This is a genomic window from Janthinobacterium sp. SUN026, from assembly GCF_030397625.1.
In the GTDB taxonomy this organism is placed as follows: domain Bacteria; phylum Pseudomonadota; class Gammaproteobacteria; order Burkholderiales; family Burkholderiaceae_D; genus Janthinobacterium; species Janthinobacterium kumbetense.
The window spans coordinates 1-23,694 of record NZ_JAPQNU010000008.1 but is presented as its reverse complement, the minus strand read 5'-3'; the positions used below and the strand labels follow the sequence as shown (position 1 = coordinate 23,694).

At 61.7% G+C, this 23,694-nt stretch carries 8 protein-coding genes and 2 pseudogenes; 3 read left to right on the top strand and 7 right to left on the bottom strand.

Features of this window, described 5'->3' with window-relative positions; genetic code table 11:
* Positions 1-72: 72 nt before the first annotated feature.
* From OX459_RS25645 to OX459_RS25630, 4 genes are all read right to left on the bottom strand, one after another.
* Positions 73-13,011: a filamentous haemagglutinin family protein gene (locus OX459_RS25645; protein WP_289907077.1), complete on the bottom strand. Its 12,939-nt coding sequence runs from the start codon at positions 13,009-13,011 to the stop codon at positions 73-75.
* A 276-nt stretch (positions 13,012-13,287) separates the two neighbouring features.
* Complete coding sequence (locus OX459_RS25640) at positions 13,288-14,286, bottom strand: FecR domain-containing protein (protein WP_289907076.1); 999 nt, start codon at positions 14,284-14,286, stop codon at positions 13,288-13,290.
* Between the two features lie 123 nt (positions 14,287-14,409).
* A complete protein-coding gene (locus OX459_RS25635; RefSeq protein WP_289907074.1) occupies positions 14,410-14,925 on the bottom strand; it encodes an RNA polymerase sigma factor in 516 nt (171 codons plus the stop codon).
* A 2-nt stretch (positions 14,926-14,927) separates the two neighbouring features.
* Complete coding sequence (locus OX459_RS25630) at positions 14,928-15,689, bottom strand: TonB C-terminal domain-containing protein (RefSeq protein ID WP_289907073.1); 762 nt, start codon at positions 15,687-15,689, stop codon at positions 14,928-14,930.
* A 392-nt stretch (positions 15,690-16,081) separates the two neighbouring features.
* Between OX459_RS25630 and OX459_RS25625 the strand changes: the two genes are divergently transcribed.
* Together OX459_RS25625 and OX459_RS25620 are read left to right on the top strand one after the other, a co-directional pair.
* The gene (locus OX459_RS25625; RefSeq protein WP_289907072.1) at positions 16,082-17,740 is read left to right on the top strand and encodes an alpha-glucosidase; all 1,659 of its coding nucleotides are present in this window, start codon (positions 16,082-16,084) and stop codon (positions 17,738-17,740) included.
* A 37-nt stretch (positions 17,741-17,777) separates the two neighbouring features.
* Positions 17,778-17,936, top strand: a pseudogene (locus tag OX459_RS25620) (transposase); the annotation flags it as partial.
* Between the two features lie 1,004 nt (positions 17,937-18,940).
* On the opposite strand, the gene OX459_RS25615 reads toward OX459_RS25620, so the two are convergent.
* The 3 genes and pseudogenes from OX459_RS25615 to OX459_RS25605 form a co-directional block, all read right to left on the bottom strand.
* A complete protein-coding gene (locus OX459_RS25615; protein ID WP_289907221.1) occupies positions 18,941-19,405 on the bottom strand; it encodes an SOS response-associated peptidase family protein in 465 nt (154 codons plus the stop codon).
* Between the two features lie 12 nt (positions 19,406-19,417).
* Positions 19,418-19,603 (bottom strand): hypothetical protein, encoded by a 186-nt coding sequence (locus OX459_RS25610; protein WP_289907070.1) that lies wholly within the window; start codon positions 19,601-19,603, stop codon positions 19,418-19,420.
* Positions 19,604-20,400: 797 nt separating this feature from the next.
* Positions 20,401-20,568: pseudogene (locus OX459_RS25605) on the bottom strand (DNA adenine methylase); the annotation flags it as partial.
* Positions 20,569-22,368: 1,800 nt separating this feature from the next.
* Here OX459_RS25605 and OX459_RS25600 point away from each other — a divergent pair.
* Positions 22,369-23,310, top strand: coding sequence for a hypothetical protein (locus tag OX459_RS25600; RefSeq protein WP_289907069.1), 942 nt, complete (start codon positions 22,369-22,371; stop codon positions 23,308-23,310).
* Positions 23,311-23,694 lie beyond the last annotated feature (384 nt).

Genomic DNA, 23,694 nt, shown 5'->3' with positions numbered 1-23,694 from the left:
GTGTTCGGCTGCAAGAATGGGGGAGCGGCCCCGCCTGTTCCCTGCATAGGGCAGGAAACAGGCGGGCACGCGCTACATGCCGCTGGACTGGCGCTCCTGCTGCAACTGACGCAGTTGCTCCGGGCTCAGGCGCGCAAGCTGCTTGGCGTCAAAATCCCGCCCCACGCCAAGGAACTGCACGGGACTGGCAGGGTCGTAGGGAACGCCGCGAGCGGACTGCAAGCCGGCCCGCGGTGGTGGCGGCGGTGCTTCCCCCTCCCCCTCCATGGGCTCGTTGCCAAAGCCGAGCAGGCGCACCGTGAAGATCGACGGCAGGTTCTGGCGCGTCGTCGCGCGTTCGCGCTGCAGCACGTCCTGCGCGGCGGCCGTCGCTTGCGACGCTGCAGCACTTGCATTGTTCAATGCGCCAACATTCACCGCCGCGATGGCCGGCATGCCCGTCGACTCACCCTTGACCGCGATGTTGGCCGCATTGACCACTTGCAGGGCCGCCAGGTTCACATTGCCCGACACCCGGATGCCCGCTTCGCCCGCGTCGATGGTGCCCAGGGGCGCGATCAGGTCGATATCGCCGGCCGGCACCTCCGGAATCGGCGCCAGCGTCGCAATCCCCGCGCCCGTGCTGGGCACCGACGACGACAGCCTGACGTTGCCCCACTGGTCATACACGCGCTTGGGCGGCGTGTACACGATGGTGGTCTTGGAACCGCGTCCCGCGTTGATGTCGCCTTCGGCCGACCAACCCATGACGTGGCCGCCGAAGGTGGTCATGATGCGGCTCTGGCCCAGCAGGATGCTGCCCAGCGCATACAGCGCGATGTCGCCCTGGCCCTGGGTGATGACGCCGGGAATGACGCCCGCCACGGTCACGGGCGCCGTCCCCTCAATACCGTAAACCTGCTTGCCGCCCGGGGTGAGCATGGTGATGTCGCCGCCGAACAGGGTATTGACGCCAGCGGCGCCGTACATCGTGATGTCGCCCTGGTAGACGGTCTTGCGGCCCCGCGCATCCTGCGCCGGGAACAGCGCCGCGATGGCATTGCGGCCCCGCAGATAGCTGCCAGCGCGGGGACTGCCGGCATCGTTGTACTCGCGGCCGCCGGCCTTCAGTTCGGCAAAGTACACATTGCGCGCATACACGCGCTGCTGCTCGGGGGCCAGCGCGTCATAGAAGGCCTGCGCGTCGCCCGCCGCTCCCGCATAGGCGTGGCGGTCGCGCAGCCAGTTCACCAGGTGCAGCTGGCTGGTCTGGACATAGTCCTGGCGCAGGTCGCGCCGGGGCTGGTCGGCGGCGGCATCGCGCCTGGCCTGCAACGCGGCCAGGAAGGCGTCCGCGCCGGCCTCGTCGCCCGTGTAGCCATGCTGTTCGCGCAGCCAGCCGGCCAGGGTCAGTTCCCGGTTGTAGAGGTAAGGCACCTTGCCGGGCTGGCTGGCCAGCGCGGCGCCGCTGTCCGCCAGATTGCCCGGGCTCAGGTAGCGCCGGCCAAAGCCCGCGTAGTCCGGTCCTGCGGGCCCCACGCCCGCCTGCATGACGATGCTGGCGCCCGGACGCAGGTCACCTGCAGCGACGGGACCGAGGCTCACGACCGAGGCCCTGTCCTCCATCAGGAGGTTGCGCCCCGCAGAGATTTCCAGCGTGCCGGGACCGGCGACGTTGAAGGAGCTGTAGAGGATGTCGCGCCCGGCGGAAACGACAGACACGTCGTTGGGGGCGTTGTGGACGAACAGATTGCCACGGCTTTCCCCAATGGAACCCACGCTGTCCTTCATGGTGGAGCTGATGACGCCCGGATAGATGGTAGGCAAGCCCAGGGAGGTGCCTGAACTGACGATGTCCCGTCCCGCCCGCATCCACACGGGACCTGCGGACTCATGGCGGACTTGCCCCAGCCGCGAACCGCCGAGCGTCAGGATTTCACCGCTGCGCAAACCAACGATGTCGCCATGCTTGGCGTAAAACCTGGCCGGCTCTGCCTGCGAATCGGGACGTGCCGGATCGGCCGGCGTGCGAAAGGCAAACAAGGAGAATCCGGCACTAATGGAAGACGATGTGGCGTCGCTGCCGAGGTTGTTGACCTCGGCATCCGAAACACCGGTCTTGCCGATAAAGGCTGGCGCGAACGGTGTCGGCATGGAGCCCGGGCTTTCACCCGACTGGTTGACCGCATAGCCACTGGCGTAGATCGAGTCCCCGGCCAGCATCGCCAGCCGTCCCTGGCTCGACGGCGCCAGCAGCAGCGAATACGCTGGATTGTTCGGCGGCGGGGCACTGCCCAATGCGGACGGGCCCAGATAGATACTGCCGTTGGCGGCCACCGCGCCCAGTTTGGACGGGAAGATGAAGCGCCCGTCCGACAGGGAGTAGTTCAACCCTGCAGTGGGAGTGCTGCCGGCACTCGCGCCAAGCGACACGGTCTGCACGCTGGGCGTCAGGCTGCCGCCTGCGGAGAACAGGTCGATGGCGGTGCGCCCCGTCCACAACGAGAACCAGGTGACCCCATCGGTCCCGTCGTTCTTGCCATTGTAATTGAACGCCTGGGTGTTCTCGGTAGAAATACGTCCCGGGTCGCCCGCTCCCGCCAGCACCAGGTCGCCCCGGGTCGACAGGCTGGCAGTGGCATCGCCCAGCATCAGGGTGATCCCGCCGGTGGCCGTGCCCAGGCTTGCGGCATAGGGCGAGTAAGCCCGGCTTTCCCTGGCATCCTGTTCTCCGCGCAAACTGCCATAGTTCAGGGCGATACCGCCCAGGCTGCCTGCCTGCAGGTTCAAGGCGCCGCGCAGGTTGGTCAGCACGCCGTTGAGGCTGAGTTCCTGGTCCTTGTAGTCGGCCGACAGCGTGCGGCTGGTGTTGCTGATGCGACTCGCGCGAGCGTCCAGCCCGGGATTCAAATCGCCGCCCATGTGCACATCCAGGTCGCCGCCGCCCGTCAGCAGCAATTGGCCGTCGACCACTCGCCCGGTACTGCCCACCGCCAGCACCAGGCCTTCGCTGCGCGGCGCTCGCGCCAGAGCGCCGCGGCGCGCCAGCATGCCGCCATCGCTGCCCAGGTCCAGCGTGAGGTTGCCGCCGCCCAGGGTGCCGATACCGGTGAAGCCCACCAGGCGTGGCAGCAGTTCTATCTGTGCCCGGTCCTCGAACAGAAGGTTGCCGCCGGTGCTACCCTTCACATATGTGCCAAAGTTGATCCACCAGCTGGTGGGGATGGGCGCGACACCGGCGGTGTTGCCCGTGCCTTGACGCCACAGCCAGTTCCCCAGCCTGTCACTGGCGAGTTGCGCGCGACCGTCATTGACCATGGCCTGGCCTGTGCGTGGCGCCCAGACGTTGCCCGTCAGGCTGGTGCCCGTGCGCAACAGCAGGTTGCCGCCCCCGTCGGGATACCAGGCGGCATACGGGCTGGCGGCGTCTTCATTGACGAGGGCTTCATTCGCCTTGGCGGCGCTGCCCAGCACCGTGCCATCGGCCGCCGTGGCGCGGGGCCGGTTGAAGTCGGCAGCGGCAGTGCCGGCGCGCGCAGCGCTGGAGGCGCCTGCGGTATAGACGCCGTAGGGCGATTGCATCGACACCTTGCCCGCAGCGATCAGGTCCAGGTCACCGGTGCCCGTGCGCACCACGCTGAAATGCTGGCTCACCGGCGAAACCAGTTTGACCTCGCCGACGATCACCTGCTCCGGTATTGCCAGCGTAGGTTCGCCCAGGGCAATGCAGAAACCTGGCTCGCTGCATGAGGATTCATCGTCGGGAAATACCGGCTGGCCGGGCACCTTATCGAAAAGTTCACCGAGCTCGTCCCACACGTACTTGATGCGCACGCACACGCCCGGCTCTTCGCAGGAACCCGCGTCGATGTCCGCCACCGGCGTACCCGGCTTGACGCCGAACAGTTCTCCGCCAAGCTGGTCCCAGTACCACGCGCCGCCTGGCTGGGCGGGTTTTCCCGGGATGATTTTCTTGTCATGGGTTTCGTAGATGCCATAGTGCGTGTCGGCCAGGGTCAGGTCGCCGGCAAAGGCCGGCTTGATCGAGCGGGTGTCCGCCGCCTGGGTATCGGCGCCCGACACCAGGCGCAACGACCACGACTGCGAACCTTCGGCCAGCATCGGCGCCACGGCCCAGTTCTGCCGCGCCACGGCGCCCGTCGCGGTGCGCAAGGGCACGGACAGTGCACCATCAGGCAACTTGACGTCCGTGCCGAAAGGAATCAGCGCCCCCACATGGAGTGCCAGGTTGCCGGCCAGCAGTACGCCGTCGGCCGCGCTGCCCATCACGGACCCACGGCTGGGCAATGGCACGCCCGCCGGCCAGATCATGGCGCGCAGCGAGGCGGCGCCCGCCAGCAAGGTGCCCGCGTCCAGCCGCGTACCGGCGGCCAGCACGACGGCTTGCTGCAACAAGGTACCGGCGGCATACAGCAGCTTGCCGCTGCTATCGTGCACGGCCGCGCTCAACACGGTGTTGGCCGGTACGCTCCATGGGGCATCGAGGATGCCTGCGGCGGGCAGCAGCGTGCCCTGGGCCAGCAGGGTGGCCTGGATAGGCAGCGGATAGTTGAGGATCTTGCCAGCGGGGAAGGCACTGCCATTTGCCAGCACGACGCCGGGCCCGGGCACGACCACATCGCTGCCGAACCCTTGCAGGCCGGGCGTGAGTACCCAGCCGTTATCGTCAGGGGTGGCCGGCGGCGGGGCAAAACCGTCGTTGATGCTGCCATAGATGTCCAGATTGCCACCGGCGCGCACCACCAGGCTGCCCACCTCGCCCGAACCGTAGAGCGAGGTCTTCGGCGTGTTGGGGTTGACGCTGGCATAGCGCAGGCCCGACAGGTCCAGGTCGCCACTGACGACCAGATCGCCTTCCGTGACGATTTCAATGCCGGGGCGCAGGCGGAAGGCATCGCGGTAGCTGCCGTTGTTCAAGCCAGCCAGCTTGCCTTGCATCAGGCCATCGTTGCCTAGGGCCTTGTTGATGAAGGTAGTGCCGAGCGCGTGTTTTTCATCGAAGTAATGCTGGTCGATGAGCTGATACGGGCGGCCGCTGGCCGACGGCGCGGTGCCGGCGGGCGCGTCGGTGTAACGGGCCACGGCATTGAGCGCGATGGAGCGGGCGCCCAGGATAGCGACACGCCCGGCCGCATCGATAGCCACGTCATCGGCATGCAGCCGTGGCGCGTTCAGCTCCAGGGTACCGCGGGCCAGGCCGTCGTATTGCCCCGGCCGGTTGCCCGGGGCGGCCGCCGTGCCGTGACGCAAGTCGATGCGCGCACCATCGGCCAGTGTCAGCTGGCCGTCGCCACTGTTGAGCTCGACCACCGCACGGTTGGGCGCGTCGATGATCTTGCCATAGCTGTCGACGCGCAATATCGTGCCGTGGGCATCGAGCACGGCGCTGCCGGCGAGAGTCAGGCCCTGCTTGCCGGCCAGGCGTATGCTGCCGACCCGTTCGCCACTGGCGTCGATGGTGCCCGCCACCGTCAGGCTGCCGTTATCCAGCGACACATTGACCTGACTGGCCTTGAGTTCATTGCCGATCAGCAGGTCGCCCTGCTTGAGCTGGAAGCTGCGCGCGCCAAACACTTGCCCCTGGTTCAGGCGCTGGTTCAGCGCGGCGAAATCCCCCACCCGCTGCGCGCGGATGTCCACCCCGCCCGCCTTGTATGGCACCAGGGTGCCGCCCGCATCGTAATAGCCGCTGCCGGCGGCGCGGATTTGTCCTTGCAAGTCGATCTGCCCCGCGTTGGCGTCCACGGCCACGGCCTTGAGCAAGCCGCCCTGGTTGGATAGCGCGGACAGGTCGATCAGCGAGCCGGCAGCCTGGCGGATGTTGCCGTAGCGGCTCTCCAGCGTCACGTCACCACCCCAGCTGTATTTGCTGACGTCGTTGATCTGCACCTTGCGGCCGCTGAGGTCCAGGCGCGAAGCGGCGCCCAGGGTCAATTCCTCATCGGCGCCCAGGGTCAATTTTCCACTCGGCAACACCACCGCCGTGTCGAGGGCCAGGCTGCGTCCGGACAGCAGCAGCTCGGCGCCCAGCGCGTCGATGGCCGCCGCATCGACCGGCGCCGCAGCGCCGGCCGGGGCCGCAATGGTCACCGCGCCACCGGCAGTGATGCGGTTGACGGAACCGGCTTCGCCCGTGAGCAAAGGCGTGCTGATGGCCAGGTTGCCGCCGCTGTAGGCAAAGCCCTTGCCCGCTTCATAGGCGCCCTGGGACTGATGCACGGCCAGACTGCCTTTATGGTTGGCCGTGATGCGTTCGCTGGCGTTGAGCCTGACGTTGGCAAAGCCCAAGGTCATGCGGCCATTGCTAGCAACGCTGTCGGGCTGAGCGTTGCGGCCATAGCCGAATTCGATGCGCCGGGCTTGCAGCTCCAAGGTGCCGCTGCCCGTGCCCGCGCCATTGCCGATCACGGACGGCGGCGCGCCGGTGTCGCCACCCCAGACGAGGTTGCCGGTCTGGATCAGCGCCAAATCGCCCGCGTTGCCGTTACCGTAAATCGCCGGGGTGGTCAACAGCAACTGGTCGAGCAGCGACTTGCCCGAATCGTCCAGCGTGCTCAGTGTCGTGCTGCCATAAAAGTTCAAGGACTGCCCGGCGGTCAGCGCCATGCTTTGCAGGGCCGGCGCGCCGCGGGAAGTGTCGCCGCGCAGCAGCCGGTCCATCACTTGCTGGTTCAGGGTCAGGCCCGACGGCAGCACGCCCCGCGCCGCAGCGTCGGCCAGCGCCTCGGCGCCGCCGACGTTGATACCGCCCACCGCCAGCGCCAGGTGGCGGGTGCCGAAGCGCACGCCGTCGTTCAAGGCAAAGCGGTTGCTGGTGGCAAAGGCAATCGAGCCGTCCGAATACAGCGACGTCTCGCCGCTGCAGGCAGCTGCATTGCACTGGCCGACCAGGATGCTGCCCGGCCCGATAAAACCATTGCCATTGGCCGGGGCCAGCATTTGCAAGCGCCCGTTGGAGACGGCCAGCACACTCCTGATGCCTGGCCGATAGATAAAACCATCATCCGAATCATAGGCCGCCTTGCCGCGGCCCACAGTATTGATCGAGGCGCCTTGCTCAACTGTTATGGCCCCCGCGGACCTGCCCGTCACCAGGAACACTTCCGGCGCCGCCAGGGTTGCGCCCTCGCGCACGGACACGGCATTCGCGATCGTGCCTCCCTTGTCGAATTCCACGAAATTGCCGCCCTGGCCATACATCACCGTCATTTCGCCGCCCACCACCAGACGGGCAGCCCCCAGGGCATTGAGGTCGCTGGCGCGCACGGACACCATCGACGGCGCCGTACTGGCCCGGGCGCCGTCGGCAAGCACCTCCAGGTCGTCGCTGGCGAGTACCGAAACCGTGGCGCCAAAGCCATTGTCGGCCGGTTTGAAACGCCCTTCCCCGCCAAAGGCAAGCCCCAGACCTTGTTGACCGGCAAGCAGCTGCAACTTCAGGGTTTTGGCATCTGCCTCGAGCGCGGCCCGCGGCACGCCCAGCCGAAGCGCGTCGGCGCGCACGAAGTCCGCATAGCGGGTTTCGTTGTACTGGGAATAGCTGCGCAATACCTGTGCCGGGGTGACGATCACCTGGCTGGCCAGGCTGTCGCGTATGCCCGTATGCGCAACGGACAGCACGCCTGAGCTTGACCAGGAGCCGTTGTTCATGGCCGACGCATGCGGCGTGGCGCCGGGAGCGAAAGCGGGCGCCAGGCCGTTGATCTCGACACGGAAGGCACCCGGCAGCAAGGCGTACGTGGAAGGCAGCAAGGTGTAGGTGCCTGCCGCTAGGCCGGGAACCCCGGCGCCGATGCTGATCTGCTGCCCCACCAGCGGCTGGCTCGCCCCCGCTTCGCCGCCGCTGGGCGCTACGCCTGCCTGGGCGCCGGGGACGATGGCGTAGACGGGGTTGGTGGCCAGCCCCGGCAAGACCAGGCGCCCATCCTTGCCCACTTGTACCAGCGGGTGGTAGCGCGCATCGGTGGAACCGCCCCGTCCGGAAACAAACGCCGCGCCGAGCAGTTCGCCGCCACCGGACAGGTCCAGCACCGCGTCTGGCAGCACATTGAGCGAGCGTCCCGTCAGTTGCACGCCAACGGCCAGGCTGCCCGTGGCATAGGTACCGCCGACGCCCAGCAACTCCACCTGCTTGCCGTCATAGCGCCAGGTCACGCCGTCGACCGTGCCGCCATACGGCAGCACCAGCCCGCCAGCGCTGACGGAGGTCAGGCTGCCCGGCAACAGCTTGATCACCTTGGTGGCGTGACGAATGTCCGCACCGACGCCCAGGCTGAGCTTACCCATGGGGGCCCGCAGCACCCCGCCTTGTTCAATCGTCGAGGCACTCAGCAACAAGCTGCCGAACATGGAATACGGTTGCGCCGGGGCCGTACTGCCGACCCTGCCGATGCGCAAGGTACGCGCCGGGTCAAAGTCGCTGTTGGCGCCCATGTTGCCGGCCGTGACCTCGGCAATAGCCCCCGTCGCGGGGTAAATCTGTGCCGCCGTCAGGTCCAGGTCGGCCTGGGTCGTCAAGCTGGTCTGGGTCTTGCTGGAACTGCGCGCCAGGAAGCGCATGTCGCCCTGGCTGACCAGCTCAGTCTGGTCGAAGGCGCGGCGGTCGATGCCATCGGCCAGGGCTTTGGAGCGCGCGGCATGGGCGCCGACGCTGACGCCGTCACGCAGCTCCAGCACGTTGGCCGCCTCCACCCGCAATACGCCGGCCGCGTCCTGCGTGGAAACGCCGCCCTGGACCGTCGGGCGCACGGCGCTGTCGACGCTGTTCTGACTATTGTTGCCAACGCCGGCCAGCCGCACATACGGCGCCGCCAGCAGCACCTGGGACTGCCGGGCCGCGCCATCGGCCAGGGCCATGGCTCCCGAATACAGGCTCAGGCTCTGCCCCAGGCGCAGCGACACGTCGCCGTCAAAGCTGATCAGGCCATTGCTCAGCAGCGACAAGTTGTCGAAGCCGCCCGCCTTGACCTGGCTGGCCGCCAGCCGGCCATGGCCGTAGGCCAGGCTGCCGGCGGCGGATTCGGGGGTACTGCCGTTCGGCAACGACGAACCAGGGTCGGCAGCGCTGACGATCCATTCACGGGCTTGCCGCACGCGGGCCGTGGCCGCATCGATGTAGAGCGGCGCTTCCAGGGCCAGGCTCAGGCTGCCGCCGGCCGCCCCCGCACCGCCGCTGTTGGCCACGAGCGTGCCGTCCAAGTACACGCCATTATTGGACGCGAGGGAAATGCGGCCGCCACGGCTGGCGACCACGCCCGGGCCGCCGGCGCCGGGCAGGTCCTGCACTGCATGGCTGCCCGAGGCGTCCAGGCGCGCGCCTTCGCGCACCACCACGAACAGGTTGGCCGCGTCGGCGATCCCGGTGGCGGCATCGACCGCCCCGCCGATCGCGATATTGCCGCCCGGCCCCACCGTGCCGTAGTGCCGGCCCAGGCTGTCCACTGCGGTGACGGCGCGCGCAGCCACATCGAGCACCGCCTGGTCACCGACCCAGATCGACCGGCCATGGCCCTGGGCTTCCACGCTGTCCGACACGGTGGGCTGCACGCTGACGCCGCCCAGGGCGATGCTGCCGCCCCAGGCGTTCAGGGTGCCGTCCACACTCAACTGGCCTATGCTGCGCACGCTGATGGACTGGCCCGGGTCGACGCTGATCCGGGCGCCCTGGCCGATGCGCGCCTGCGCCGTCGCCATCTGCGCGGCCGTCGACCACAGCGAGGTGCCCGCTTGCAGATTCAGGCTCGCCCCCTTGCGCGGGGTCAACTGGCCCTTGACGGGGTTTTCCTGGTACTGGGGCGGCGTCCAGATGTCCAGCGCACTGCGCGGACCGGCGCCGCCCGGCACCTCCTGCGCGTTTGCAGTGAGACGGTACACGGGCACAGTCACGTCGACCTGCGTGCCATCGGCCACCAGCAAGCCGGTATTGCCGGTGATGTCGTACGCGCCGAAACCCTTGTTGAAGAAGTCGCCGCCGAGCAGCAAGGTCCCCGCCTGCGGGGCGATGGCCTGATCGCTGATCAGCACCTTGCCGGCCTGCACGCTCAGGCGCCCGCCGCCGCTGACGCCGTAGCCGAGCAGCTCGCCGTTCAATACCAGATTGCCCAGGCTGCCGGTGGTGCCGGCGTTGGCGGCCAGCGTCAGGTTGCCGCCCTTGCCGCCGGCAGCCCGGCCTGCGGCATCGAGTGCCGCGCCGGAGGACACGTCCACCCGGCTGCCGGCGGCCAGGATCACGTCGCCGCTGCTGCGCAAGGCCACGCTACCGCCGTTGAGGTAAGGCAAACGGCTGCCATCGCCGGCGTCGGGCAACTGGTTGCTCCACAGCCCGCTGGCATCGAGCGTCACCCCTTGCGCCACCGTCACGCCCGCCGCCGTTCCCGTCGGCGCGGCAAGCAGCGTATCCTGGACCTGCAGATTGTTGCCGATCTGGTTCAGTACATTGCCCAGCCGGATCGTGCCGCCATGGCTCGTCAGGTCTGCATTGACGTCCACCTTCGGCCCATACAGCGTGATTTCGCCCGCATGGCCCACGGCCAGGTCGTCCTGGACCGCGATGCTGTTGCGCGCCGCGATCTTGATACCGCCCAGTCCGAAGCCGTTCAAGCGGTCGGTGTCGAGGAGCAGCGCGCCTTGCCGCTCCTGCGGCAGCACGGTGTCCATGTCCAGGCCGGCGGCGACTTTGCGGACATCCTTGCGCAGGATGACGTCCCGCAGCGTGTCCGCATCTGCCGTCAGCTGGTACTGCAAGGTGGCGCTGTCCTTGACGAAGTACGGCAGATATTTGCCGACCGCCAGCTGCCCGCCCCGCGCCACGGCCAGCTGCGACTGGTCGTATCCGTCGAGCCCGGCCTGCGCCGCCTGCGTCTGGCGGCTTCCCTGGAAGGTATTGCCCGCGATGTCGCCCTCAAGCACCGCGTTCTTCGTCCCGACCACCAGCACGCCCGCATCGCGGCCCACCGTGTAGCCGCTTTCCAGCCGGTTCTGCATGCCGATCAGCGGGTTATAGTAATAGCCGGTCGCCTTCTCGCCCCAGCGTTCGTGCCTGTCCTCGAAGCCCTTGTAGACGCCCGTGTAGCGCTGGTCGCCCGGGGCCTGGCTGACTTCGTACAAGCGCCCATCGGCCCCCTTCAGCCAGGTCTGGCGGATGAAGCCGCTCTGCACATCGATCGTGCCGCCGGACAGGTTGATGTGCGATCCGGCCTGCGTGACCACCTCGTTGCCGCCGAAGTTCACCGTGCCGCCCTGCGCCATCCATTCGCCCACGGTGTGGCCCGCGGTGCCAAGATAGCCGCCCACCTCCAGCAGGCCGCCGGCCGTGTACCAGCGGTCGCTGTCGTAGCCGTTCGTGCCCTTGGGAACGAAGACGAGGCGGCGGCGGTCGATCCACGCGTCGTTGCTGTTGAGGCTTTTGCCGTCCCGGTTGAGCGGGGCATCGCGCTGCTCGTTGCCCTGGATGTTGACTTCGACATTGTTGGACGCCATCGCCACATTCACGCCCACGGCACCGGACACGTCGAGCCTGGCGCGCTCGCGCACCAGGCTGCGGCCCGCTGCGTTGACCACGATCTGGCCGCCCGTGGCGAGCGTGAGCGAGTCGCTCTGGAAGTCGACCGTGCCGCCGCTGGCGATCTCGATGCGGGACTGGTCGCGGCGATCAGTGATGGCCACGATGTTCTCTGGAGTGCTGATTGCAGGTCCTCGCAGGCTGTCGCGCTGGCTGTCCAGGGCCGTCTTGCCGTCGTCCTCGATCACCACGGCGGTGGCGGCACCCTGGCCAAGGGCGACCTTGCCATCCGCGCCGATGGCGTTCAGGTGCACGGTGCCGCGGGTGTTGACGCTGGTGGTGACGAGTACGACACCGTTTTGCTGGACGTCACGCCCAACCATGGTCACGTCGCCTTCGCGAGCCTGGATCAGGCCGGTGTTGCTCACCTTGCCCGACAGGCTGTCGGTACTGAACTGCGGCGTGATCTCGTTGCCGCGTGTGGTCGACGCTTGGTTGCCATCGGTGCCGACACCCTTCTTGATGACGAAACTGTCGCCGGCCACGAGCGCGGTCTGGCCTTTTTGCGTGACGATGTCTCCCCCGTTGTGCACCTCCTTGCCGAGCAGCAAGACATAGCCGCCCCCTTCGGTGGATGTTTTCGGGGCCAGCGTGGCGATCCGCGCACCGGCCTGTATCTCTACCTTGCCCTGGGCATTGGTAAAGCTGGGCTGGCTGGCATTGGCCGTGTAGATGCCGCTGGTCTTGAACTGGCCGTCGTCGATCTGGGCGGCGGCGGCGACGAGGTTGCGCGTATTGACCTGGCTGCTGCCATTGAAAACGATGCCGTTGCGGTTGACAATGAGTACCGTGCCATCGGCCTTGATCTGGCCCTGGATTTGCGAGGGCCGTGCGTTCGGGTCATTGACGCGGTTGAGAACGGCCCACTCCTTTTGCTGCCTGAATTCGACCGTCGTGTTGCGACCGACATTGAACGTCTCCCAGTTCAGAATAGCCTTGTCGGCCGTCTGTTCGATGGAGACGTTGCTGCGGCCGTCGACCTGGGTAAGCACCGGGGCATTGGCGTTGTGCCAGCCTGCGCTCAGCGAATTGGTGTCGATTTTCAAGCCACCCACGGTCATGCCGTCGGGAATCGATGCACCCTTGGCGGCCGCCAGACGGGCGGCGGCCTGGGCAGACTGCTGCGCCGCTATGCCGCGCGCGGCCAGGTTCAGGTTGCTGATGGAGCGCTGCAGTTGCTCGTTGGCCTTCTGCTGCTGTCCAAGCGGGCTCGTCAGGTTGGATGCAGGCAAGCCGTTTGGCAGCCTGCCCGTTTGCGACGCCGTATCCCGGACCGTGCCCTTGTCGGCAAACCATGCCGGACTGAACGCGCGCTGCGCATGGGCCGGCACCGTCACCGCGCCGGCGGCCAGCGTCAGCGCGATGGCCCGCGCCAGCGGTGCCAGCCTGAATACCCGATCCTGTTTGCGTATCGTTTGATTTTCCCTGCCACTGCGCCCGCGTGTGTTCATGTAAGTTTCCGCCTGGTCATTGAGTCGATGCCGTCCGGCTGCCCGTCTCGCGCCGGCCAGCCACATTCATGAAGGCTTTCCCCATCGCAGCCGAGTAGCGCCGGCGACAAGAAGAGCCCCTATGCAAGGGTGACGAACCGCACCACGCAAATACCGCAAACTTTTTTGAAACTATTTTTGTAAGCTCTGCACACAGCCCGAAATACGGCGCACAGCGCCGGGCGGACGCGCGCCAACGTGCCGGGACTTGCCGTGCAACACGATGGAGCGAGCCGTTCAGCTCAAGAGCAGCAATCCCGCCGGCAGCGACCGTGCCTGCAGCTGAAACGATTCCTGCAACTGCCACAGCGCCAGGTCCAGCGAGGCCGTGAAGAAACGCCCGCTGACGGGCTTGTTGCGCACGGCATCGTTCATCAGCACCACGCGGCCGGCGCGGTAACGATTGATTTCGTCGAGCACGTCGGCCAGAGGGGCCTGGTCAAACACCAGCATCCCCTGGCGCCAGGCCGACACTGTTTTCGGGTCGATGCCGGCGATGTCGCCCAGCGAACTGGCGCCATAAACCAATTGCTGGCGCGCATGCAGCTGACGCGCACCGGCCGGATGCTCCACGCGGACGGCGCCTTCGATACAGGTGACGCAAACCTTGCCATCGAGGTGGCGCACTTCGACCCGTCCGGATTCGAGCAGGCTGCGGCCAACGCCAGCCACGACGGCAAAGGCCGGCCCCGCCGCCCTCAGATCGATGGACGCTTCGCCCGTGAGCAGATCCAGGCCGACCAGCCTGCCGCCATCGGTCTGGCGGCGTATGCTGGTGCGCGTATTGAGGATGACGTCGACACCCTGGGACAGCGCCAGCGTGCGCTGTTCGCCAGGGGCAGTGCGCTCGTCTGCTACCCACTCGTCCGGCCCCGGCCACAAGCCCAGGGGCGGATGGATCACGGCCACGCCGGCCACGGCCGCCGCGCCGATGGCAGCGCCGAGAAAAGCCCGCCGTCCGCCGGGCGCAAGCAGGGGGCGGCGCGCACGCGCCGGCACGGCTTCCGGCCTGGCGCGCAGCAACTCGCGGGCCGGGGCCTCAAGCGCATCCCAGCGCCGCTTCACGTCGTTGTACGCGGCCTGGTGCGAGGGACTGGACTTGACCCAGCGCCGGAACCGTTGCGCATCCACTTCGCGCGCGTCTCCCGAGGTGAGCAGGCGCAACCAGTTCCACGCCTGGGCTTCCAGCTCGGCGGACGAAGCGGCGCGGCTGTCCTTGGGCGGCGGCGTCTTCATCGTGTCAGGTCCAGCGACCAAGCCGGGCCGCAAGGCAGGAAACCTGCGGGCTGCTGCGTGCTGCATGCATATGTTTTTTGCTCTCTCATACTTGATGACGAATGGCGCCCCGGAAAACCCGCATTATTTATGCTCCGCCGCCAGATAAGTGTCCAGGCGCTCATGGACGCGCTTCAATTCGTATTCGACCGTCCGCAACGACACGCCCAGCCGCTGGGCCGCCTCTTTTTGCGTCACGCCTTCCGCATGCACGAGCAGCGCGACGGCCCGGCGGCGCTCGGGCATGCGGTCGAGCAGCTGGAACAGGGCATCCAGGTCCGAGCGTATCTCGGCCGTCCGCGCCGGACCGGGGGCCGGGTCCACCAGTTCCTCCAGCAATGCATCGATATTATCGCCTGACAACTGGCGGCTATGCCGGCGCTGCACGTCCACCGCGATATTGACCGCCATCCGGGACAGGTAGGCACCGGGGTTCTGGACGGGCCCAAGGTCTTCGCCGCCCTTGAGGCGCAGCCAGGTGTCGTGCAATGCATCGCCGGCATCTTCCGCATTGCCCAGCTTGCGCGTCAGGCGCTGCTTGATGGTAGCGTAGTGCTTGCCCAGGTAGTTCAGCAGGAAAAGCTGCGTGCCTTCGGACATGGCTAGCCCTCCCCCTGCTGCTGGCCGCACTGAGGCCCCACTCCAGGGGCGCTGGGCGCAACCATCATGGTCAGAGGCTGCCGCGCGATTGCCGCAGGTGGCAGGCGGCCGACGCGCACGCCACGCACCGCGTGCAGCAACGCGGCATCGCGACGGGGATCGCCACTGCTGCCGAGCAGGCGTGCGCCGCCGATGCGGCCATCCGTTTCCAGGTAAAACCGCAGCAAGGACGTGTAGTTGCCCGGCCGGGTACGCGCATCCGAGCACAGCGCCTGCCAGATACGCATCTGAACCAGTCCGGCATAGCCATCCTCGCTGAACAACTCCGCCATGCCATTGCGCGGCAAGGTGGATGCCGGTCCTGCGGATGCCACGGCGGCCTCTTTCAGAATGAAGGTCTGGCCCAGGCCAGAACTGCGCCTGTCAGCAACCAGTCCGGTACCTTCGAGCAGAATGCGCAATGCCGCTTCGGCCGAATAATGGCCGTATACCGCCGTGGAGGTACGGGCATGCGCGATATCACTGGAAAACAATGCAGGCTGTCCGGTGATGTCCGCATATTGGTTCAGCGCCGCATTGAGCGGCTGCGCCGGGATACTGAAAGCAAGGAGAGAAATAGCCGCATCAGAAACGGGATTGACACGTGCAGCACCTGTAGGCGGCAAATCGGGAGGCGCGCCATGGGCGTTCCCTGTTAATCCGATAAACCCACTCAGTACCCAGAAGAGCGCCAGCCCGTTGCAGCTCAAGCCGCCGACGTACATACGCACCCCTGTCGATCCCGCCACCGCGCATTGCCGCGAGCGTCGTCAAGCCAGCAGCGGTGCTGCATGGGGCATGGCAGGATGACGGATCGAGTCGGCAAGGTAGCTGCACCATTCTGAAATGGTGCATAGTGGCATTCAAATGTGACGGTGTTGTTACATCAACACTGAATCGCCATGAGTTGCTATCGGTAGCTTAGACTATTCTGATCCACAGGTCTTGAAAGAGGAAAAAACGGTGGATCGTGGTGGGCCTGGGTGTCCTGCCAGAGTCCTGGTGTGCAATCTCATAGCTGCCTGGTTCAAAGACGAGATCGGATCTGCCCTACCCCTGGCGATCCCTTGGCACGTTGCAAGACAATGCCGCCAATCAATAAGCGAGAAAGATAATCATGTTGGATAAGAAATGGTGGCATAACGCCGTCGTGTATCAGATCTACCCACGGAGTTTTCAAGACAGCAATCACGATGGGGTCGGTGATCTGGCCGGCATCATCGGCAGACTGGACTACCTGCAACATCTGGGAATCAACCTGATCTGGCTGTCACCAGTGTACCGGTCGCCGATGAACGATAACGGCTATGACATCTCCGACTATCAGGATATCGCCGCCGAATTCGGCACATTAGCCGAGATGGAGCAGTTGATCGCAGAGGCGGCCAGGCGCGACATCCGTATTTTGATGGATCTTGTGGTCAACCACACCTCTGACGAGCATGCTTGGTTCGTCGAGGCGAAGAAATCCAAGGATAGCCCCTACCGTGACTACTACATCTGGCGCAATGCAGGCGCCGATGGCTCCCCGCCCGACCAGCAACGTTCGTATTTTGGCGGGAGTACATGGGAGTACGATGCCGCCAGCGGTGAATATTACTTCCATCTGTTCTCGAAACGACAGCCGGACCTGAACTGGGAAAATCCCCAGGTGCAGGCAGAGGTGTATCGCATGATGAACTGGTGGTTGGACAAGGGCATCGGCGGCTTCCGCATGGATGTGATCGATCTCATCGGCAAACAGGTCGACCAGCAGATTATCGCCAACGGCGCACAACTGCACCCGCTGCTGCAGCAAATGCACCAAGCGACCTTGGCCGCACGCGATGTATTGTCGGTGGGCGAGACGTGGAGCGCCACCCCGGAAACCGCCAAGCTGTATTCCGACCCGAAGCGCCAGGAGCTGTCGATGGTCTTCCAGTTTGAGCACATCACAGTGACCCACGATACCAAGGAGGGGAAATGGAAGCCGCGGCCGTTCGATCTGATCGAATTCAAGCAGATCATCGGTAAGTGGCAGACCGAGCTGGCCGATGCCGGCTGGAATTCGCTGTTCTGGAATAACCACGACCTGCCGCGCGCCGTATCCAAATACGGCGACCACGGCCGTTACCGGGTCGAGTCGGCCAAGATGCTGGCCACCGCGCTACATTTTCTCAAGGGCACCCCCTACGTCTATCAAGGCGAGGAAATAGGCATGACCAATGTACGTTTCGATTCTATCGACGACTATCGCGACATCGAATCGCTCAACCTCTACCACGAACGCACGGCCGCCGGCGTGTCACCGGAGACGATGATGGCCGGCATCCACGCCAACGGGCGGGACAATGCACGCACCCCAATGCAGTGGAACAGCACACACAACGCCGGCTTCAGTACTGGCACGCCATGGCTCAAGCTGAATCCCAACTACCCGGAGATCAACGTCGCGGCCGCACTGGAACAACCCGATTCGGTCTTCTTCCACTACCAGAAGCTGATCGAACTGCGCAAGCACTGGGACGTCATGGTTTACGGAAAATACCTGCCGTTACTGGAGCAGCACCCGCAGGTATTCGCCTACCGGCGCAGCTTGGGCAGCCAACATCTGGTTGTCGTCAACAATTTCTCCGGCGAACACGTCGAACTGGATCTGCCGGCAACGCTGCACGGCATTGCCGGGCAAGGCTTGATCAGCAACTATGCCCAGCGTGACAGCTGGACCGACCACCTCAGCCTGCAGCCATACGAATCGTTTGCTATCGCTTATGTGTGTGAGGCAGGGTGCGGATAAAGCGTTGCTGTGCAATCACATCGAGTCGCGCGAACGCCTGGGCAAATGGCGCTGGGTGGTTGAGCGCACACTGGGCTGATTGCACCGTTTCCGCCGATTACGCGTCCGCTACGAGCGCCGTGCCGATATCCGCCAGGCGCTTCTCTCGCTTGCCTGCATACTCATCTGCTGGAGATACATTCAGCGGTTTTGTTAGGCGTCCTTAGTGTACGAACTTGTTGCTTTGAAAGCAAGGAAGAGGATTGTCAGGCGTTCTAAGCCCGCTTGACGTGAAAACGGCCGCAGGAAGCGGCCGTATCGTTGAGGCTGGGCAGTGGATTAGAAATCCCATTGCCCCAAGTTTGCCCCAAGCTCGTATTCAGACAAGATGTGACATCCTAAATCATTGAATACAAAAGAAAATTTTGGTGGGAAGTGCAAGTTTCGAACTTGCGACCCCTGCAGTGTGAATGCCATTGAAAGCGCCATTTTGCAGGGTTCTCACAGGGAGTGTTTCGTCATGACTATCAAGAGAAGTCGCTAAATTGCACCAAATTACACAGGAAATTACACAGGGCTGAAATGCTCAAAAGCAAGGGAGTTACATCGACCTGCAATTCCAGATATGACTATTGGACGAAACAAGGAAGGGTATGCCAGCACTGGCTGGCACCACGACTATACCGACACGAGGATGGGGGCGCGGGATATCCTGCCTTAATTGCCGAAAAATCCAAATGAACAGCCTCCCCCAAGCATGCCCTTCCCTTCCCGATATGCTGCGAGATAAATGTAATATTTCCAACAAACCGCTGGCTGCGGTGTAATCTGTACATATAGGCAGTATGCAAACATCCACAACCTGGGAGGATATATGCCTTGCATTGATCATGAATACAAGAATTGTCCCGCTTATATTGAATTGGCCGACGGTAAGTATTGCACAGTACCGGGATGCCAACGTCAAAAGGCCATCACCCAAACCTCCAAAGCCTTGTTCGAGCACCTGAACAATGATTTGGAGGATGTTGTCATTCCAGGCAAGACAGGCGGTAGACAGGGTACGATCTAAGAGAGCACGGACGTCGACAGTACCATGCTCGTTAAAAGTTACACCGAGACATCAAAATCTAGCGCAGCTACTTGGTTATAACTCTCGGCAACTCCAGCTCGCTGCGTAGCGAGGCGCTCTATTTTCTGAAAACATAGCCCACCGCCGCGTCAGGTCTGCCGAATCCAGACGCACCGTATTACAGCAATTATGTTTGCTTGTGATATCCAGCGCGGCAATTGCCAAACCGGAGCGCACCCTTCCCCACTCGTCTCCTCCACCAGAGAACCGTCCAACCAACTTAGGCACTGATCACGATCAAGGCTCATCACCATGCGCTTTTCGTCATCGGGGTTGTGGAAGCGCTGCATCAGCGGGTGCCCGTCGGCGTTGATAGTCAGCATCGAGAACGACAGCAGCTGATCCTCCGGGCGGTACTCCCATATGCCGGCTATGGCCACCGGGCCACCGTCGGCGCGCTCGATGCGCCAGCGCACAGGCTTGCCGGTCTCGTAATTCGGTTCGAAGAAATTGGCGGCCGGGATGATGTAGAACTGCTTGCACTTCCAGGCGCTGCGAAAGGATGGCTTACTGGCCACCGTCTCGGTGCGGGAGTTGTAGGTCTGGCGGGCCAGCTTCAGATCCGCCTAATGAGGCACCAGGCCGAACATGGCGAGAGCGATTTCCAGTTCACCGGGCGCCTCATGCGAGCCGCGAAGGATGGGCGCCATGTAGCCGGGCCATGTCTCGGGTGACAGGTCAAGCAGCGGGTATCCGGTTCGAAAGCTTTCTTCGATCTGATCTTTACGGCTGGGGGTATAGTCGGCGCACATAACATTACTCTACTACAAGTAGTTCTGACTTCGGCAACACCACAGAAGCCAGTCAAATTTCGCAATGAAGCACACTTTAAGTGGGGCAGCAAAAAAACAAAGGCAATTACTCAAGAGTGTTGACTACTTAACAAGCATAAGCTAGCTTTGCAATGATTGTTCACAACTGCGAAAAATAGTGGCATCCCATAATTCAATTTTAATAACGAAATAATCAATATAGATATAATATCAAAAATTCTTGCACCAATATTAACTGCTGCATTCTTAGCGGTCATAAAACACTACCTTGAAGGAAAATCAAAACTCAACACCTATTTCAATCATTCATCGGCTTTTAATCTCAATGATGCCAACAAAACAACAATACATACACACAACATTGTTTTAATTAACTCAGGTAAAAAACCGCTAAAAACGTACGGGTGTCGCATGCATTCCTCCCATTAAATTTGATTATCCATCCGTATGTAGACTATGAAATCAAAAGAAATGATCAAACTGGGGCGGGTGACATAATTTTTCCAACAATGGTTCCAAAAGAACAGATTTCGATCTCCTACCTCTACTTCCCGCCTATAACTTGGCAACAGGTTCACTCCAACATAAAATCAGATGACGGATTTGCCACAACAATTCAAATCATACCTTCTCCATAGCCCAAGAGAGTTACAATATTAGCGGCATCGTTTCTAATTTTTGTCGGCGCGTCTTTCTTATTATATTTATTAATAAATTTCCTTCTCCAAAATATGTAAATGAGTTTTAATAACGAGCAGCATCAAGCCGTTTTAACTCAGCTCGCCGTTGACGTCGTTCAGCACCTCGGCCGACGGCCGCATGAAGTACAGCGCGGCGCCGCTGGCGAATACCTCGACGTAATAGGTGCGATAAGGAAACTGATGGATGATGCGGTCGGCCAGGCGTCGTTTGCCGCCGATCCAATGGATGATGGGAAAAGCCAAAATGTGAACCTCCTAGTGTTAGAGTCGAACTACCTCCCCGAGGTAGCGCGAGCCTACTTGGTTCACTGGCCTGGCCAACGTGCCGAGGCTGATTGCCGCTGTTGATGCAGCGACAATCAGCGCTCTGCTTTTTCATCTGGCAGAATGCAGACAGCAATTACTGCCTCCAGTTCCACTTCATACTTCCAGCCACGTGGCCAGTCCCGCGCCAACGCCTTTACCTTTTCGCAGTTCGGCGCCGCCGGTGCTAACTTTTCGAACTCGTAACCCGGCCAAAACGGCACCGGCCTTACGCTTGCACCTTACTTAGATGGTTGTTTTGCGCAAGCAACATCGTACTGTGACACACTCATAGGGTTGCGCGAATTTTGTGGCTGCTGTCCAGCATATACCGTTCCAGCCTGGCCATCTGGATTGAAAGCTGACCCAGGTGCAGAAGCTGAATTACCAGGAGTATTGGGAGCAGTGGCACTGCCGCAGCTTTGATTTGGTTGCCCCGAATGCGATGGGGTAGGTAAAGCTGGTGCAGTTGTCGTTGTGTGCGTTGTCGTCGTGTGCATTGTTGTTGCGATCGGGGTTCCTAAATGCGGACCGGCCTTAACGCCGCCATTCCCTGCAGATGCAGCTGTTCCCGTGATAAACAGAACAGTACCGATCACGGCCAGTGTAGAGATATGCCTCATGGTAAGACTCCTCTTCTAACGTCCAATTTCCTTCTATTGAGTGTATACCAAGAGCCGAAGTTATCAACTTAGACAGCATTTACTCTATCCGGCCCCGCCGTGCTGGAGAGATGGACGCTCGACTGCACAAAGACACCTGCGGCACTAAACTTGCATTGATCTGAAGGTCTCAAGACTCAATCGACTAGCTCACTCCCCTAATGTCTACCTGCGCAAACACTCCTAATCAGCGCTACAGCCCTATGCTACTATCCCGCACAAACGCCTGGCACGCGCGTCCCGTCGCGGCCACTTCCTCCGTCTGCAGGATCAAGGCTTAAATATCTCGCGCCACCGCGTCAGGAAGTAGCCCACCGGCGGGATCGGCTGCAGCGCCTCCTTCGGCGCCACCGGCACCGGCCGGGGCGGCAGGTCCAGTACTTGCACAGAAGGCGGGCTTGCGCATGCGCTCAACAACAGCAAGCTTCCGCTCTACCATTGAGCTACGCCCGCGAAACCTGGTGCCGGGTTACAGCGTCCCGGAGTCGGTTTGGCGCGCGGCATCGAGGTGGCGCCCGACTCATTGCCCTGATTGTTTGCTGGTTCTCTACTTCACGGCGCACCTCCTTTTCAGGCCTGCGGCGACATGATCACGCGCATCCGTCCAGTTCAGTTTCGTTCGTCGTTCTCGGCCGGCGTCTGGCGTTCGCCAGCAATCAAGGCCCAGCCCAGTTCACGACTCACCTCTTGCCACGCGGGCAGCGAGTCGGACTCCGGCATACTACGCTCCAAGTAGTCGCGAGTCAGGTGGTGTGGCGGTTGTGTAATTTCGGACATGGCACCTCAAAAGTGGGCGCGCAAAGAAGAAGCCCGCATGAGCGGGCTTCGATGTTTGCTCCCACGCCATAGTGCGCGGTGAACGGCAAATTCAAGGCGTGCAGGTACGGCGCTGGGCCGGGTACTGTCGCGAGTTCCAGTTATCGGCATCAGGTTTGCGGAGGGCTGGAATTATTTTTTACAACACAATCATAACACGCAAAAACACTCACATAAAGAATTTCGCAGAAAAATAGACAAAAATAGATTTTAAGGAAAAATTTACAATAGAATATACCAATGTTAAAAACTTACGACCAACATGACAAAAATACTCGACGCACTCAATAAATCAAAAGAATTTTTGAAAAAAATTTTACCCCATTCATTTGCCATCAAGCTGCTAGCAAGTGCTCTGGTTGCCGTGCTAGGCGGTGGTTTTTTAGGGATTTTGAGTGACTACGCCACTTATTCCTATGCTATTTCAGTAGGAGTACGCGCCCCCCTGGAGGGGACGCCTTACTTGAAAGCCACCGTGGCATTTGGTAGCATTTTTTTACTGATAACTAGCGCCTTAGTTTTTTCATTTATGATTTATCTAACTCAATCCGTCTACCAGCAAGCGCTTTTATCCAGCGACATTAGTGCATTTATTATTAAAATACTAAAGCTAAATCCAGCACAACGTGATAGCTTTTTAATAATGCCAATTACGGAATTGCAAAAATTAAAATTGGAACAAAAATATATAATTTTAGGATCAATCACTGTAATTTCATTTTTAATGGCCTTCGGAATAGCATTAATTCCAGAAAAATTTGAACCACTAAACTTCAACTTCCCCTACAGCTTTAGCATTACACCAACTCCATTTATTTTGGCACTATCCATTTCAGCCTTTGTTATTATTATTAGCGGAATAATAATTATGCCTCTCGTAAGGAAAGCATTATCAATATTATCCGCAACCATCTACTTTTTTTGGTGCGTTACCATACTTTTCAACCCGACATACTATGCACAGTTCGTAAGAATGATAGGATATGGTGGAGGGCTGCCAATCGAAATTCATGCGAAAGATGATAATTTGCAGAAAAAAATAAACGGTAGGAATGTCGGATTAATAATCAAAACAACGGAAACCGTTCTTGTTTTCGACTCCGAAAAAAATACATTTATGGAAATACCAAACTCCGAAATCTCCTATATTTCCTATCAAGCAGGAGGGTTAAACAAATTAAAAACTATATTACCTGCTAATTGATGTTTATTAAGTTTCGCCAAACTAGCCTTACTATGTAATTTTTCTTAACAAGCTAAGCGCTCTATGAGAATGACTACTGACCAGTGTTTTTAGGTCGCTTAGCATATCTTTTATACGCTCACGCTCGAATCCTCCGGCGCAGGAAACCTCAGCCTCACCACTCCCGGCACACACCGTGCAGCCACGCAAGCTTCGGAGTGAAACGCCCGTCCCATTGCAGCTTTTCCAATGAGCCAAGGAGGCATGCGCTACACGCTTGTATGTAGTGGTCAACCCATCCCGGACACTACGTTAAGTTTTTCTTCGGCGACGGCCGGTGCCAGTCCCTGGTTGAACTGATGTGGTCGTATCCAGTTATACCGGTGCATCAGGTAGTGGCTGATG